Origin of the sequence: Sulfurimonas sp. (assembly GCF_028694605.1) — a bacterium.
Classification (GTDB): domain Bacteria; phylum Campylobacterota; class Campylobacteria; order Campylobacterales; family Sulfurimonadaceae; genus Sulfurimonas.
On the sequence record NZ_JAQVKP010000016.1, the window covers coordinates 1 to 15474 of the forward strand.

General features: G+C 39.0%; 17 protein-coding genes. 9 read left to right on the forward strand and 8 right to left on the reverse strand.

The genetic code is table 11. From position 1 onward, the window contains the following. Positions 1 to 68: 68 nt before the first annotated feature. Complete coding sequence (locus PHY84_RS09745; protein ID WP_299859312.1) at positions 69 to 1175, reverse strand: sensor domain-containing diguanylate cyclase; 1107 nt, start codon at positions 1173 to 1175, stop codon at positions 69 to 71. A 190-nt stretch (positions 1176 to 1365) separates the two neighbouring features. On the opposite strand from PHY84_RS09745, the gene ychF reads away from it, so the two are divergent. Beyond that, positions 1366 to 2466, forward strand: coding sequence for a redox-regulated ATPase YchF (gene ychF / locus PHY84_RS09750; protein ID WP_299859314.1), 1101 nt, complete (start codon positions 1366 to 1368; stop codon positions 2464 to 2466). A gap of 26 nt (positions 2467 to 2492) precedes the next feature. Here the strand turns inward: ychF and PHY84_RS09755 are convergent, their stop codons facing one another. The 6 genes from PHY84_RS09755 to PHY84_RS09780 are packed head-to-tail and all read right to left on the reverse strand — an operon-like array spanning position 2493 to position 7549. Then, a complete protein-coding gene (locus tag PHY84_RS09755) occupies positions 2493 to 3776 on the reverse strand; it encodes a diguanylate cyclase (protein ID WP_299859316.1) in 1284 nt (427 codons plus the stop codon). Continuing rightward, a complete protein-coding gene (locus PHY84_RS09760) occupies positions 3773 to 4387 on the reverse strand; it encodes a chemotaxis protein CheC (RefSeq protein WP_299859318.1) in 615 nt (204 codons plus the stop codon). Before PHY84_RS09760 ends, PHY84_RS09755 begins: the two co-directional genes overlap by 4 nt. Before the next feature lie 11 nt (positions 4388 to 4398). Beyond that, the gene (locus PHY84_RS09765) at positions 4399 to 4761 is read right to left on the reverse strand and encodes a response regulator (RefSeq protein ID WP_299859320.1); all 363 of its coding nucleotides are present in this window, start codon (positions 4759 to 4761) and stop codon (positions 4399 to 4401) included. A gap of 53 nt (positions 4762 to 4814) precedes the next feature. Beyond that, positions 4815 to 5636, reverse strand: coding sequence for a phosphatidylserine decarboxylase (locus PHY84_RS09770; protein WP_299859322.1), 822 nt, complete (start codon positions 5634 to 5636; stop codon positions 4815 to 4817). 2 nt (positions 5637 to 5638) lie between these two features. After that, a complete protein-coding gene (gene truD, locus PHY84_RS09775) occupies positions 5639 to 6715 on the reverse strand; it encodes a tRNA pseudouridine(13) synthase TruD (protein ID WP_299859324.1) in 1077 nt (358 codons plus the stop codon). Positions 6716 to 6730: 15 nt separating this feature from the next. Next, entirely contained in the window at positions 6731 to 7549 is an 819-nt protein-coding gene (locus PHY84_RS09780) for a thiamine-phosphate kinase (RefSeq protein ID WP_299859326.1), read from the reverse strand. Positions 7550 to 7627: 78 nt separating this feature from the next. Between PHY84_RS09780 and PHY84_RS09785 the strand changes: the two genes are divergently transcribed. The 8 genes from PHY84_RS09785 to PHY84_RS09820 all read left to right on the forward strand — a co-directional run bounded on the left by PHY84_RS09785 (position 7628) and on the right by PHY84_RS09820 (position 14904). Further along, positions 7628 to 8824 (forward strand): diguanylate cyclase, encoded by a 1197-nt coding sequence (locus PHY84_RS09785; protein ID WP_299859328.1) that lies wholly within the window; start codon positions 7628 to 7630, stop codon positions 8822 to 8824. Between the two features lie 148 nt (positions 8825 to 8972). Continuing rightward, a complete protein-coding gene (locus PHY84_RS09790) occupies positions 8973 to 10685 on the forward strand; it encodes an FAD-dependent oxidoreductase (protein WP_299859330.1) in 1713 nt (570 codons plus the stop codon). A 9-nt stretch (positions 10686 to 10694) separates the two neighbouring features. Further along, positions 10695 to 11672: a succinate dehydrogenase iron-sulfur subunit gene (gene sdhB / locus PHY84_RS09795; protein ID WP_299859332.1), complete on the forward strand. Its 978-nt coding sequence runs from the start codon at positions 10695 to 10697 to the stop codon at positions 11670 to 11672. Between the two features lie 11 nt (positions 11673 to 11683). Further along, positions 11684 to 12565 (forward strand): CoB--CoM heterodisulfide reductase iron-sulfur subunit B family protein, encoded by an 882-nt coding sequence (locus PHY84_RS09800; protein WP_299859333.1) that lies wholly within the window; start codon positions 11684 to 11686, stop codon positions 12563 to 12565. Positions 12566 to 12706: 141 nt separating this feature from the next. Beyond that, positions 12707 to 13342: a hypothetical protein gene (locus tag PHY84_RS09805; RefSeq protein WP_299859335.1), complete on the forward strand. Its 636-nt coding sequence runs from the start codon at positions 12707 to 12709 to the stop codon at positions 13340 to 13342. A 208-nt stretch (positions 13343 to 13550) separates the two neighbouring features. Beyond that, positions 13551 to 13691, forward strand: a complete 141-nt coding sequence (locus PHY84_RS09810; protein WP_299859337.1) for a hypothetical protein — start codon at positions 13551 to 13553, stop codon at positions 13689 to 13691. A gap of 123 nt (positions 13692 to 13814) precedes the next feature. Further along, the gene (locus PHY84_RS09815) at positions 13815 to 14453 is read left to right on the forward strand and encodes a GNAT family N-acetyltransferase (RefSeq protein WP_299859338.1); all 639 of its coding nucleotides are present in this window, start codon (positions 13815 to 13817) and stop codon (positions 14451 to 14453) included. A gap of 10 nt (positions 14454 to 14463) precedes the next feature. Continuing rightward, the gene (locus tag PHY84_RS09820) at positions 14464 to 14904 is read left to right on the forward strand and encodes a hypothetical protein (RefSeq protein ID WP_299859340.1); all 441 of its coding nucleotides are present in this window, start codon (positions 14464 to 14466) and stop codon (positions 14902 to 14904) included. 33 nt (positions 14905 to 14937) lie between these two features. Here the strand turns inward: PHY84_RS09820 and mog are convergent, their stop codons facing one another. After that, positions 14938 to 15468, reverse strand: coding sequence for a molybdopterin adenylyltransferase (gene mog / locus PHY84_RS09825; RefSeq protein WP_299859342.1), 531 nt, complete (start codon positions 15466 to 15468; stop codon positions 14938 to 14940). Positions 15469 to 15474: the final 6 nt, after the last annotated feature.

Consider the following 15474-nt stretch of genomic DNA (forward strand, 5'->3'; position numbering starts at 1 on the left):
TTACTTTTTTTCATTCTTAAAAACCACCATTTGTGAGAAAGGATTTTTATATTAAGAGTTAAATTACATTAGATTAAGCCATATTTAAGAACCGTGGCGCATTTTGTACCTTTATGTAAATATAGCCGAAGTGCTGCAAACTCATCCCCGCCAATGCGATAAGCATTGATATGCATATCCATAAACCACTGCGCAACTTGCGTAAGAATGCTGTCTGCTGCCTTGACACCAAAAAAATCATTTATCTCACGAAACTTATCTATGTTAAAAACGATGCAAGCATGCGGCTTTTTTTTAATGAGATCTTGCTGTATCTTTCGGCGATTCGGCAGTTCTGTTAAAATGTCAGTGTAGTTTAGTCTTTTAATCTCTTCTTGCGCATTTACCTTTGCAGTGTTGTCAAGCAGATATCCCTTGATGGATGCCACCTCTCCGTTACCCTCATACTCTACAACGGTAAAATCTCTTACCCATATCACATCTTTGTTGCGCTTAATGATGCGATAGTCTTGCGAAAAAGATGTTGCTTTCTTTAAAAAATACTCTGCTGCATCCTCTGCTACTTCTGCAAGATCTTCAGGATGGATAAACTGCACAAAAGGCATATTGGCATCTTCAATCTCCTCATACTCCACACCTAAAAGCCCTGCAACATTGCGAGAGACGTTTTTGATAGGCCATCCATTTTGCGGTAACCACTCAAAGAGAACAACCGGACCGGTGCTTGCAAGGTTGTTCATGGCAGTGATCGCTCTTTCTGTTTTTTTCTGAGCCGTGATATTGCGTCCGCTGCCTATAGTGCCGATAAGTTTTCCGTCTTTATCATAAAGCGGCGCTTTATGCACCTCTAGGTAAGTATGTTCACCACGGACGTTACCATATTCTTCAAACGCCATTGTCTCTTCATACTGAAGCACGATTTCATCACTGTTGAGGCAGAGTTCACCAAAAGTGTGCCACTGAGAGTTTTCAGGATGGCTCTCACGCTCTCTCTTTGCGAAGAAAATATCTGTTTTACCGATAACCTCCTCAGTATCGGTCATAAGCAGATTTTCACAAATAGCACGGTTGGCATAGAGATAACGCCCATGCAAATCTTTTACCCATAGCATGTCCGGAAAATGTTCAGTAATAAGCTCTAAAAAATTCTCTTCTATACTGTTTTTATGGCGCATGCTTTCCCCCTTCAAAAAACTTACATATACTATACACCAAAATATAACTTAGTGATATCAAATACGCATTTTATTATCAAATTTCTTTAAGATATTGTGTTGATTTGTATCAAGAAAACCCAATTTGCCATGTTCTAAGCAACCTTTTGCTATTATTGTGCAATTATTTTTATAGCACAAAAGGTCAATCATGGGTTTAGGTATCGGTCTTGTAGGACTTCCAAATGTCGGTAAATCAACAACTTTCAACGCACTTACAAAAGCACAAAATGCAGAAGCGGCAAACTATCCGTTTTGTACCATCGAACCAAACAAAGCAGTCGTTCCCGTTCCTGACATAAGACTGCAAGAACTTGCAAAAATAGTAAATCCTGAGCGTATCCAACACTCAACAGTTGACTTTGTCGATATCGCAGGACTTGTCAAGGGTGCGAGCAAAGGCGAGGGTCTGGGCAATAAGTTTTTATCAAACATCCGTGAAACAGAGGTAATTTTACACATAGTGCGCTGTTTTGAAGATGACAACATCGTCCATACGGAAGCTGGCATCGACCCGCTAAGAGATGTAGCAATCATTGAAGGCGAACTTATACTTGCAGATATAGAAGTTTTACAAAACAGGATGGACAGACTCAAAAAACAGGCAAAAAACGATAAAAATGCAGTTGGAGTTTTGGCCACAGCAGAAGAACTGTCGGAGTTTTTGGCAGATGGCAATTTGGCAAGGAACTTTCCAAAAGCCGACACGGAAGAGTATAAGCAGCTAAACCATGATGTAAGACTTTTAACAGGCAAAGAGATTATGTACGGTGCAAACGTCGATGAAGACGGTCTGCTTGAAGATAGCGGTTTTGTTCTAAAACTAAAAGAGCATGCGGCAAAAAACAACTGTGAACTTATCAAGCTTTGCGCTAAAGTAGAAGAGGAACTTGTAGGCTTAGAAGATGAAGAAGCAGCGGAATTTTTAAGCTCTCTTGGCGTAGAAGAGTCCGGACTTGAGCAGATTATCCAAAAAGGATTTGACAAATTGGGTCTTATGAGCTACTTCACCGCAGGCGTAAAAGAGGTTCGTGCATGGACTATCCGCAAAAACACAACCGCTCCAAAAGCAGCAGCCGTAATTCACAACGATTTTGAAAAAGGTTTTATCCGTGCAGAGGTTATCGCCTATGCTGATTTTGTCGCATACGGCGGAGAAAACAAGGCAAAAGAGGCAGGAAAAATGCGTCTTGAGGGCAAAGAGTACATCGTGCAAGACGGAGACATCATGCACTTTAGATTTAATGTATAAATTGTAGCAAGAGCATTAAAGCTCTGCTATTTTACAACAATCCTATTTCTTCCGCCATCTTTTGCTTCATAAAGTGCATCATCCACTCTCTTAAATGTCTCTTTTGGCTCTTCATTTTCTCTATATTTTGTCAAGCCAAAAGAAGCGGTGACTTTGATATCGTGACAAACAATATTTTTTTCTATGTTGCTTCTAACCTTTTCCATTATCTTTTGAGCTTCATCAAGAGTGACGTTTTTAAGCATTATGACAAACTCTTCTCCACCCCAGCGTGCAACAAGGTCATTTTCTCTTAGAGATTTTTTGATATTTTTTGCTACACATACAAGAGCGTCATCTCCGACTTGATGCCCATAAGTGTCATTTATGCGTTTAAAATAGTCTATATCAACAATAGCCAAAATAAAATCAACATCTGATTTTCGCTGATTCTTTGCTATAAAGTTGATGGTTTCATCAAAATGGGCGCGGTTATAGAGCTTTGTGAGCGGGTCTGTGATGTAGAGTTCCGCCAAAAGTTTCTCATTTGTAATATCATGAAAAACTGCACTAAACTCCACAATCTCCCGAAGCTCATTTAAGATAGGTACGACACGAGCCAAAAACCACTTTTTTTGCCCTTTTGAAGTCTTATACTGCAGCTCTCCGCTCCAAGGTATTTTGCTTCTTATGGTCTCCCATAAATCTCTGTAAATAACATCTGAGGTATCGGAAAGTTTAAACATAGATATATTTTTTCCCAACAATTCTCTTTTTGTTACTTCAAAAAAATCACAAAAAAATGAACTTACATCCCTGATAATGCCGTTTGTGGATGTTTTCATAACCATGATATTTTTATCTATGACTTCTTTATCTGCTTCAAGTTTTTCATTGAGTGTTTGTACTTTTTGCGCCTCTTTTTTTATAAGCAGTTTTGCTTCAAAAAGCTCACTTATATCATAAATGGAAATCATAACCTTATTTTCACAGGCGATATACGGAGAGATAGTCACCTGCTGCTGCATAAGCCTCAGAGAAGAGGTTGTAACTTTGTTACGCTCTATAGGGACAAATTTTTTAGCGCTGTTAACATCATAAAAAGTAGGCGTGCCTATAGTAAGAGCAGTTTTTATCTTTCTGTAAAGCACTTTATAGTTTATCTGCGGAAAAAACTTCTCTAAACTTTTGCCTATAATCTCCTCTTTTGGGATTTGGGTATTAATACTAAGCCATCTGTTCCAATAACTTACGTTAAAGGCATCATCAACAATCATATGTCCGTTTTCAAGTGAATCTAACAAAACATCAGGGTATTTTATCTCTATCATCCGTAAATCTCTTCCAGTTTTTCATCTATAAGCGCTCGCAAACTCTCTATAGCTTCATCTTTTGTAAGAATATAAATATTGCCCTTTATCTGCTGGTCTTGAAAATCCAAAATCGTACTGATAATGATAATCTTAGAGTATTTAGAGATATCCCCATCATCAACGATTGAGTGTGCGTCAGTAAAATGCAGATACGGAACAAAAAATTGAACTTGTATGCCCAGCTCTTGCGTAAGTCTGCTTACGATGGTTGAAGTAAGGATGTTTGTAAGTTCTATAACAGCATCATTTACCTCATCACAAGACGGTGTCTGTATGGCATATAGATGTCTGCCTAAATTTGTTGCCGATGCCTCAGAGACAAGGAAGATACACTCCCCGCCAAATTTTCCCGTAAAAAGCTGCTTAGTAACATAATACATTGAGTTTAAATCAACAGTTGACTCAATTTTATTTGAAAGTTCACTAGAGTTGCAAATCTCTATCTTTGGTATGTGCATTGTCCCAAAAGCATCCAAAAGACTTGCGAGGCTTGCCGTGGCAGCACCGATAGAGACATTCATAAACTCTCTTAGTGCATCAATCTGTTCTTCATTAAATTCTAAATTCATCCTCTTTGCCTTTATACTAATAAATCTTTTTCAAAAACCAATTTCACAATCTCATGGTTGATAGGCTTTGGATACATATTTTTAGCCCCCGCAGCAAGAACTCTTAGTTTTGCTTCACTTTGGATATCCGCACTCACGATGATAACCTGAGCCGCTTTGTCTATCTCCATAATCCTCTTAAGTGCCTCATAGCCATTCATAACAGGCATAGTCAAATCCAAAAAAACAGCCGATGGTCTCTCTTTTGCAAAAAGTTCTACCGCTTCTAAGCCATTGGTTGCTTCAAAAACTTCAACATCGGGCATAACCCCCACAACGTTTTTTATTACGCTAATTCTTGCGATTTTTGAGTCATCTACCACTAAGACTTTCAATACTGACCCCTTTTCATAATTTTTTATTATAGAACAACTTTAATTAATCTTATCTAAATTACCAACTTCGCTATCGTTTGAGCGTACTTCACATTTTCGCCTGCTTTTACATCAAGCTCCAGCATATCTTTTTGCGCCAAGACAACTATGGTAGAACCCATCTCAAAACAGCCAAAATCATCACCCTTGTTGCAGTAGAGATTTTCATAGCTATATGATGAGCTTTGCAGTGCGTCCGCATCTGTTTTTATGCGTGGCTCAAATGCAACCTGCATCACACCGACATTTAAGGCACTTACAAGCACTATATAAAACCTTTTTTGATTTTGAGTTTCACAAAGAAGCACTACCCTCTCGTTTTCTACAAAAAGATTAACCCTTTTTTTTAGTGATGGAATATTGACGGGATAAAATTTCCCCGGAATATGTACCGCTCGCAACACTTTCAAGTTTGTCGGCATATGGTAGCGGTGATAATCTCTCGGCGAGAGATAGAAGTTTATAAAAGTGCCGTCATGAACGATAGCTTTTTCTTCACTGCTAAAATGCTCCCCTAAAAGCTCATCAGAGTTATATCGCATCCCTTTTATCTGAAGTGCATACTCACTCTCTAACACACCGCATTCAGAGATAAGAGAGTCACACGGAGAAATAAAATCATCGCTATCAAGTGAAAAAACTCTATCTTCTCTTAGTTTTCTCGTAAAAAGCGCATTAAGCGAGCTGTAGGTTTGCGGTGCGTGAAACTCGCTCATGTCAAGCCCCATCAAAGAGACATAAGAACTGTTTATAAAATTTTGAATCGGTGTGGCAAACTCTTCGTTTGCAAACTTTCCAAATGCCTGTGAAATCGCTGATGTGATATGCTTCTCCATAATTACTCCCTAATCTCTCTTTTTGCTATCTCTTCAATAAGAACAGTTGCGTAACAACCCTTTGGAAGGTAAAAGTTAAGCTCATACTGTGCCTCTTCATCTTTGTAACGCCCATCTATATCTTTTGGAAAAACCCATGCATAGCGTCGTGAGCCGTCCTCATCAATGGTATCGTCAAAATCCTTCTCTATCTCTCTAGCCACTCCCGAGGCATGTTTTACTTTTTTACCGCACAAAAGTCCCGTAACAGAAACATCCCTCTCTAAAAATCTGCTCATATCATGCTCATCACCGCAGAACTCAAAGAGCCTTCCGTATGGGTAATGCTCCATGATGTCGCCGCTAATGAGCTTAAAAGGGTGTTTTTGGGCTTTCATCTTTGCAATCTCTTCTTTTGGGATATTTAAAAGATTCTCCAACTCATGCGGTGCAAATTTCTCGATAAGGGAGTTTATCTCAAGCCTTCTTGAGAGCCAAAGGTTAAAAAGATGGCTCTGATATGCACTGATGAGAAGCTCTCTTACTTTTGGATTGCGCTCCCTCTTCTCGCCTCTTGCTATCTTTTGCCCGTCAATGTGATTGTTGCCGTCCGTACCGAATCTTTGATACCCAAAGTAGTTTGGCATCCCGTAAGCGGCGATGTTTTTAAGTGCTTCATCTATCTTCAAAGCCGATGTCGGATTTACTTTTTTGAGCTTTATATAAAACTTGTTACCGCTAAGATGCCCTACCCTTATCTTATTGTTATGGTAAGTTTTTGAGAGAATCTTAACATCCTCATGCTCAAACGCATCCATCATCTGCTCAAACTTTCTATGCAAAGAGATATACTGTTTGGTCATGGCATGCTTATCTTTAAGCCCGGCATAGCCTATCTCTTTGTTTTTGATTCCCAAATATCTTGCAATCATAGAGACAAGTTCAAGAGTAGAAATCCCTTTTTTTCTCACAAAAAGCACAAGATGCTCTCCTTCACCGCAAAACTCATAAAGAGGTACCTCTTCTACTACGAAATCCCGCGGTGTCTGTTTAAAATGAAAATCTATACTTGAGTGAGAAAGCGAATAAAATCTGTTCATGTAAATCCTGTTTTTTTAAAAGTGATGCGCTTTGCATCTGTTTTTGTAATTTTTTCTAACGCACTCACCGATGATTTTTACGGGTGTTCGTGTTAGTTTGGCATGCTTCAAGAGTGCCTTTTTATCTCTTTTGTCAAAACCAAAGAGCATCTCATACTCCTCTCCGCTGCATCCGATGTTTTTTGGTATCTTTTTGTAAAACTGAACTCCAATGCCGTTTGCATTTGAGAGTTTACCCAAATCACTAAAGATTCCGTCTGAAATGTCCATACCCGCTTTTAAAAAACGGCTACACTTTGAGATAAATCTTTCTCTTAGTTCAATGTTTACAAACTTTGATTTCTTATGAAGCTTGCCCAAGTTCATCACTTTTTTAAGCTCTTTTGCGCTTCTGCCGACCACTCCGGTATGCGCTACAAGATAGCCTGTGCGCAACCCTTTTCGCAAAAGCGGTTTTTTCGCCTCGGAGATGATGGTTATAGTAATGTCAAGCTTGGTATTGCTTATGGTATCTCCGCCGATGATTTCTACACCATATTTTGCCGCACTCTCTAAAAAGCCTCTTGCCAATTCGCCTGCTTGCTCTTTTGTGATGCTCTTTGGCATAGCAACGCTTACAAGTGCATACTTTGGTTTTGCGTTCATGGCGATAGCATCGGAGACATTGACTGCCATGGCTTTGGCAGCTACCTGATAGTGGTTCATCCATGAACGTTTAAAATGTACATCTTCAAAAAAAGCATCTTTTGAGTAAACCATACCGCCAACAAGCGCACCGTCATCACCGATTTTTTTACTTTTAAATTGTTTTATAAAATAGTTTTCAAAATCCAAAACATCTCTTTAATAATCGAAATTATTTAATCTATGATAGAATAAGTGCCAATTATACCATTAATACAGGAGATTCCAATGAAGTACTCTATTAAAAGCGTCTTTAAAAATCTTTCACTCTTTCTTGTTTTTGCAGCAGTTTTTGCGGCTCTTGGTGTATTAGTCGCATTGGATCATACCACTAGCTATAAAAAAATCGACAATCTTGCAAACCAAAAATCCATAGCAGCAGATATTTTAAACCTCTCCAAAGAGAACTTAGAGCTATCTTTTATCCAGCTTCACGGCAAAACAACACAGCTGCTCTATGACACGGAAAAACTTCATACTCTTTATCAATATAGCATTATTGAAAGAGTGCTTCTCTCAACCTCAGAGGAGTATCTTAGTGATCTTAAAACGCTGGATGCCCTAAGAGCGGATTTCACAAAAAAAGCAGATGCCTACTTTAGCAGCACAAAAGACGAAGAGGTAAAAGCAGCAGAGCTAACCGTCAGTTTTGACTCTTTTAAAAGTCATATCAATGCAATTATGATTAAATCCATCTCTTATGATCAAGCAAAGTTCAACCTTCATAGACAAGTGACTTTTGTCGCTTTTATAATAGTTTTGTTCGCAGCTCTTTGGTTTAGAAAAAAACTTGCTCTGATATACAAAGATTTAGAACTTTTAAATAATCCAAACTTTGCAAATTATTCATTTTTCTCCCAAGAAGCAGGGGCTATCTCACTCAAAATAAAAAGAAAACCCCCTGCAACAGAAAACCCGACAATGCTTGATGCGGTAACCGGTATCAACAATCTCAAAGGGATGATAAACTCTTACTCTGAAAAAAAAGGGATAAAAGAGAGCAACTATACTTCAGTTACAGTTTTTGAGGTGGACAATTTTTCAAAAACAAACAAGCCCTACTCTCAGGAGCTCACTCAGTCTATACTTAAAAAAATTGCTTTTTCACTCTCTTTACACCAGCAAGCAACAGATGTCATAGCGCGAACAGAGTACAATCAATTTACGGTCATTCTTTCCCGCCCAAGCAAAGAGCAGCTTTTCAAAGATGCCAGCAGCATGCGTCAAGGTATTACAGAGCTTCAGGTAAGTTCTCCTGAGCTTGGGGAAATAGAGCTTTCACTCTGTGGCGGGCATGTCATCAAACCAAAAAATCTTTCACTTGAAGAGGCAATCAGACAAGCAAAGAAAATTTTACTTCATGCACAAAAAAATGGAAAAAATAGAATCTTTCAAGTAAAAGATGTAGCGCATAGCGAATTGTGAGAAGTATTTTCACACTTTGCCCATTTTTGCCACTCTAAAGTGAGACATTAAGTAACAGTCAGTTAAGAGAAATTTATTTTTTATTATACGCAAAGGCTAAAAAGAGTACAATCCCCCTTATTTTATTACTTTTAACAAAGGAAAGCTAATGGGTATTCCTATTTATACTTACGACGCAATTGTAGTTGGTGCGGGACTGGCTGGTTGCGCTGCCGCAAGAGAACTACAGGTTGCAGGAAAAAAAGTTGCCGTCATCACAAAGCTTCATCCGCTAAGAAGCCATTCTGGAGCTGCACAAGGCGGTATTAACGCTGCTTTAAGCGATAAAGACAGTGTTGAGCTTCACGAGTTTGATACAGTAAAGGGAAGTGACTATTTAGCTGATCAGGATGCTGTTGAGTTTATGTGTAAAAATGCACCTGAGACTATTCGCTGGGCTGAGAGAATGGGTGCAGCATTTAGCAGAAGCGCAGATGGCAAAATCGCTCAAAGACCTTTTGGCGGACAATCGTCTCCTCGTGCATGTTATGCAAAAGACAGAACGGGACTTACTCTGCTTCAGACGATTTACGAGCAAGCATTTCGCAGCGGCGTAAAGTTTTGGGATGAGTGGTATGTAAGTGATATCATCTATAAAGACGGCAAGGTATCCGGTGTTGTTGCCTTTAACATCAGAGATATGCAAGTGGCTATTTTCAACGCAAAGTCGGTAATGTTTGCAACAGGCGGATACGCAAGAAGCTACAAGATTAACTCAAATGCTCACGCAAACACGGGCGATGGTCTCTCTATCGTAGCAAGACACGGTCTTCCGCTTGAAGATATGGAGTTTGTTCAGTTTCACCCCTCAGGTCTTTCAGGAAACGGTGTTTTAATCTCTGAAGCGGCTCGCGGGGAAGGTGGACGTCTTTTCAACTCTCTTGGCGAGAGATTTATGGAAAAGTACGCTCCAAATGCAATGGAACTGGCTTCTAGAGACGTTGTAAGCCGTGCAATTTTAAATGAAATCAGAGAGGGTCGCGGTGTCGGTCCTAGAAAAGATGCGGTTTACATCGATGTCACGCATTTAGGAAAAGATTTGATTATGGAGAGATTGCCTGAGCTTCGTGATTTGGCACTGACTTTCTTAGGTCTTGATATGATAAAAGAGCCTATCCTTATCTCTGCTACTGCTCACTACTCTATGGGCGGTATTCCTGTAAATATAGCAGGAAATGTACGCAAAAACAACACAGAGTTCGTTGAAGGTTTCTATGCGGCAGGTGAGTGTTCATGCGTCTCCGTCCACGGAGCAAACCGCCTTGGTGCAAACTCCGTTCTTGAAGCACTCCTCTTTGGTCGTTATGTCGGCAAAACAATGGTGGCAGAGATAGATAGCATACCTCTTCGCCCTGCAACTGTTGAAGATGCCGCAACTGCACTCAAAGAGATAGCATTTGTGCTTAACAACAACGGCTCAGAGACGATTCCGGCTCTTAGAGAAGAGCTACAACAGTGCATGACTGCAAATGCAGGCGCATTTAGAACGGGAGAGACGCTCTCTATCGCCAGTGCAAAGATAAAAGAGCTTAGAGATAGATTTCAACATATCCGCATCAAAGACAAATCAAAAGTATTTAACACAGAGATGCAAGAGGCTATCGAGTTTGGGCACATGCTTGACTACTCGGCATTTATAGTAGAGAGCGCTATTGAGAGAAAAGAGAGCCGTGGAGCGCACTATAGAGAAGATTATCTTGCAAGAGATGATGAAAACTTCCTAAAACACACTATGGCATATATGGACAATGAGGGCAATATTTCTCTTGACTACATGGATGTCGTGCTTGGCAAACATGAACTTAAAGCAAGAAACTACTAAGGAGAAGATATGAGCGCAGAGAAAATTACTACACAAAAAGTTAACTTCAAAGTATTTCGCTTTAACGCCGATGCAGATTATCTACCGTACTATGAGAACTACACGCTGGATGTAACAAGCGAAGATGTAGTTTTAGATATTCTAAATAAAATCAAATGGGAGCATGACGGAAGTTTTTCATACCGCAGAAGCTGCCGCCACGGTATCTGTGGTGCATGTGCCATCAAAGTAAACGGTAGAAGCACTCTTGCATGTAAAGAGAGCATGACCACTATGATAGAGTACTTCGGAAACGAGATAACTCTTGAGCCGCTAAGCACAAAAAGAGCTGTTAAAGATATGATTATCGACAAGGGAGATTTTTGGGAAAAGCATGCGGCGGTTACTCCCTATCTTGTTGCCGACATAGACGAATGCCCATCATGTGAGAACTTAGTATCTCCGCACGATGCCGAAGAACTTGATGAAGCAGACCTTTGTATCCAATGCGGCGCATGTCACTACGCTTGCCCTGTTGTTGAGATAAACAGCGACTTCTTCGGACCTGCGGCGTTTGTAGCGGCTTATCGTTTTGAGTCTGATGTTCGCGATAGTGACGGCGAAAGACTTATCAATGTCAACGAAGAGAAACAAGGCGTTTGGGACTGTGCCAAGTGTTTTGAGTGTGCGGAAGTTTGTCCAAAAGATATCAACCCAATCAACAAAATCACCAAACTTCACCAGATGGCATTTCAAAGAGGTGTTGCAAAAAACAATGTTGCAACTCGCCATGCAGTCGGTTTCCTACACTCCATCAAAAAGAACGGCGTACTTGATGAGGGCGGCTTAGTACTTTACTCTGAGGGATTACATATCGTCAAGCACTTGCCTGTAGCACTTCAAATGTTTAGAAAAGGCAAAATTGTTCCTCCATGGGGTATTACAAAATCAGATAAACTTGATGAGATTCAAAAACTTATCAAATCATCATCAACAGTAAAGTTCTAGGAGTAAGAGATATGAAAAAACTAAAATATGCACTTTTTACGGGATGTACGGCAAAACAAAGCACTCCTGAACAGATGATGTCAACTATGGCGGTAGCTAGAAAACTAAACATTGAGATGATAGAGCTAACGGAGGCTTCATGCTGTGGAGCTTCTCACTTACAAGACTATGATGACTTTTTATCTCTTGTACTAAATGCTAGAAACATAGCTTATGCAGAAAAACACGGTCTTACAATGGTAACTATCTGTAATACATGTCAGCTAAATACCGCTATGACAAAACATAGACTAGACAAAAACCCTGAGCTAAAAGCAAGAGTAAACGAAAAACTTGCAGAAGTAGGACTTGAGTATAAAGGTACTTCAAATGTTATCCACTTTCTATATGCTATCATAGATGACTTCGGGCTTGATGAAATCAAAAAAATGGTTGTAAAACCTCTAAGCCAGTTCAACATAGCTCCGTTTTACGGATGTCACAATATCCGTCCATCAGAACTTCACGATGAGTCGCATAAAATGAGAGAAAATCCTTATAAGCCGACTTCTCTTGATGACCTTATCATAGCTTGTGGCGGTATGACTGTTGATTATGAAGAGAAAACAAAATGCTGCGGCTTCCATGTTGAGCTTCAAGCACCTAACACGGCAGCAGTTTTAACAGGTGCCGCTATAGCAGGTGCAACAGACAGCAATGCAGATATGATGGTAACACCTTGTCCTCTTTGTCATCTAAAACTTGACACTCAAACAAAAAGTGCTTCAAAAGCCATAGGGCGTGAAGTTGCACTTCCTGTTTTACATATGCAACAAATGGTTGGACTTGCTCTTGGATGCAGCCCTGAAGAACTTGGTCTAAAACACCATGTTACGGATGTGAATTTTATCTAATTTATGATTTTTGTATGCATTCCACCTCGGGGAGAGGTGGAACGAGGAAGTGTCTAAAATGGTGGTTGATACTTATTTTTTCCATTCATGGTATATTTTTTGCTTTTAAATACCAATATATTTTCTTAAAAGAGAACAGAAATGATAATTAACAATGCCACTAATGCTTATATGGCATATACTCCAACTCCAGAAAGAAAGTTTTTTGCTCAAGAAAATAGTCCTGTCGATTCATTAGCTTCAAGTTATACAACAGACACTGTTACTATTTCTAATGAGGCAAAAGCGGCGGCACAAGAACAGGAAATTCAGATCCGTCTTGATACCATTAAAACTAAGCCAATTATTCAGAGAACTAGTGAAGAAGTTAAATTTGTTAACACTAATGATAAATACCTTGCTAAAATAGCTGAAAAAGATCCACAAACACTTACAGCTGAAGAATTGGATTATCAGCAAAAAGCTGGTGGGTTCGTTAATACTATGGCTACTTTAAGTGCGAGTGAAAAAGCTCTTTACAATGAACTTGTTGCCAAAGGTGATTATGAAGCAGCAGCCGGGATAAATCTTATTGCTCTTTCTCGTACTGGAATGGAGGGACAGGAAGTCCAGCTTCCTAATGGCCAAAGTTTTAATCCAACAAATACAGAGATTACTGCCGAAAATATTAGAAAGTTTTTTCAACATATGTTTGTTGATTCTAGTGGTGAAATGAACCGCCGTTTTGAAGCTTTGGCAACATATTTGGATCAACATCCAAATGAAAAAGATGTCTAACATTCTTTTTGCAAAAATAAAATTATTTACTCGTTCCATCTCTCTCCTGAGGTAGAATGCATATATATACCCCATAGAACACATTAAGCCAAACCAAACTACAATACTCTTATGGGAAGAAGCAGATATAAAATATACGAAACGACACATCCGCATTTTGTAACATACACGGTGCTTCATTGGTTACCGCTCTTGACAAGACGAGATAATGATGAAAATAAAAGTAGATTACATACATAACAACCCTGTAAAAAGAGGCTATGTGGATGAAGCCATCCATTGGGGATACAGTAGTGCCAGGGATTATAGCGGTATGGTTGGATTGGTGGATATTGAGAAGTTGTGGTAAGGGAGATGTTGGATGAAAGTATGCATTCCACCTCGGGAGAGGTGGAACGAGGAAGCAGTAAGAATTTCCGGAATGTGGTCACGTTATGGAGAATAAAATTATATTGGGTGAGGAACAACATTTTTGCAAGTAACTATAGAATCTCTTTCTCAAAAAGATGAGAATGGTTTTAATAGCTTTTATGACATCTATAAGATTTCTTTTCCTGCAAGTGAACAAAAATCAAAAGAAGAACTTTTATCAATCCTAAACTCTAGCGATTATACAATTTTCACATCTAAGATTAGTAATGAAATAGTAGGTTTTTGTGTAATTTTTCATCCTGCAAGAGCCTCTTTTTATCTCTTGGAATATATGGCTATAAATGAAAGAAAAAGGGGGCTTGGTATAGGTTCAAAGCTTTTTTATGCTGCTGTTATGCAAACTTTTTCAAAACAAGGCATTAAGCCTGTAATTATAGAGATAGACTCTCCTGAAGAAACAAGCAATGAAAAAGATATAAGAGAAAAACGGGAACTTTTTTACAAAAGATTGGGATGTAGAAAAATTGAACCATTTGATTATATTTTACCGATAAAAAGTAGTCAAGTCGCACCACTTATGAAGCTTTTAGTGTATCATAGTGATATACAAAATATTTCAAAGTCACAACTTATGGAGTGGGTGGAGGATATTTATACGTTTGTTTACGGATGTACTAAAGATGATGAGAGGATTGATAAAATGTTCTCTAATACGCCAAAAATTTTAAAACTTATATAGGAGTGGTGGTATGGATATTTTTTTTAGCGAAGAATATACTGTATTGTGGGCAGCTATAAGCTCTATCATGGGTATCATAGCAACTATCATGGCTGTTTTTGCACTGCTTTATTCGATGCGAACATACAACAAAACTATGCAGATCGTTCACTACGGTGAAATAGATAAAATGTACTTTGAAATACTAAAAGAGGCTCTATCGAAACCTCATCTGGCAAGACAAAATATCATACGAACCGAAGAGCAAAATGTAGAGTATGATATTTATGCTTTTATAATATGGAATTTTTTGGAATCAATTTATGATAGATGTATGCTTGATGAAAATCTAAAAACGACATGGTTTCCGATTATAGAAGCAGAAAGGATTACGCATCTTGCATGGATACAGAATCCTCAAAACAGACTGAAATTTAAGGATTCATTTTTAAATTTTATAGATAGAAAATAGTTTTTCTTGTCACACCGTATTTAGAGGTGTCTTTTATACTTTGGGTCTAAATGCCTTTATAACATCTTCATTTGTCTCAATGTAAGGTCCTTCAATCAAATCTATACAGTACGGCACGGCAGGAAATACCGCGTCAAGACACTCTCTTATGGATTTTGGTTTTCCCGGCAGGTTTATGATAAGGCTTTTGCCTCTGATGCCTGCACTCTGGCGTGAGAGTATGGCTGTTGGTACATACTTTAGGCTTACCTGACGCATCAATTCGCCAAATCCCGGCATCATTTTTTGACATACATTTTCTGTTGCTTCAGGTGTTACATCTCTGAGTGCTGGTCCCGTTCCACCTGTGGTTACAACCAAACAGCACCCCTCTTTGTCACAAAGCTCTATCATGGTTTGCTCTATCATATCCTGCTCATCAGGGATACATCTGTAAACTATCTCAAACTCGCTTTTTAAATAATCTTTCATAGTGTCTTGAATGGCAACTCCCGATATATCTTCATAGATTCCCTTGCTTGCTCTGTCGCTTGCGGTTATTACGCCTATTTTTATTTGGCTCATCTCTTT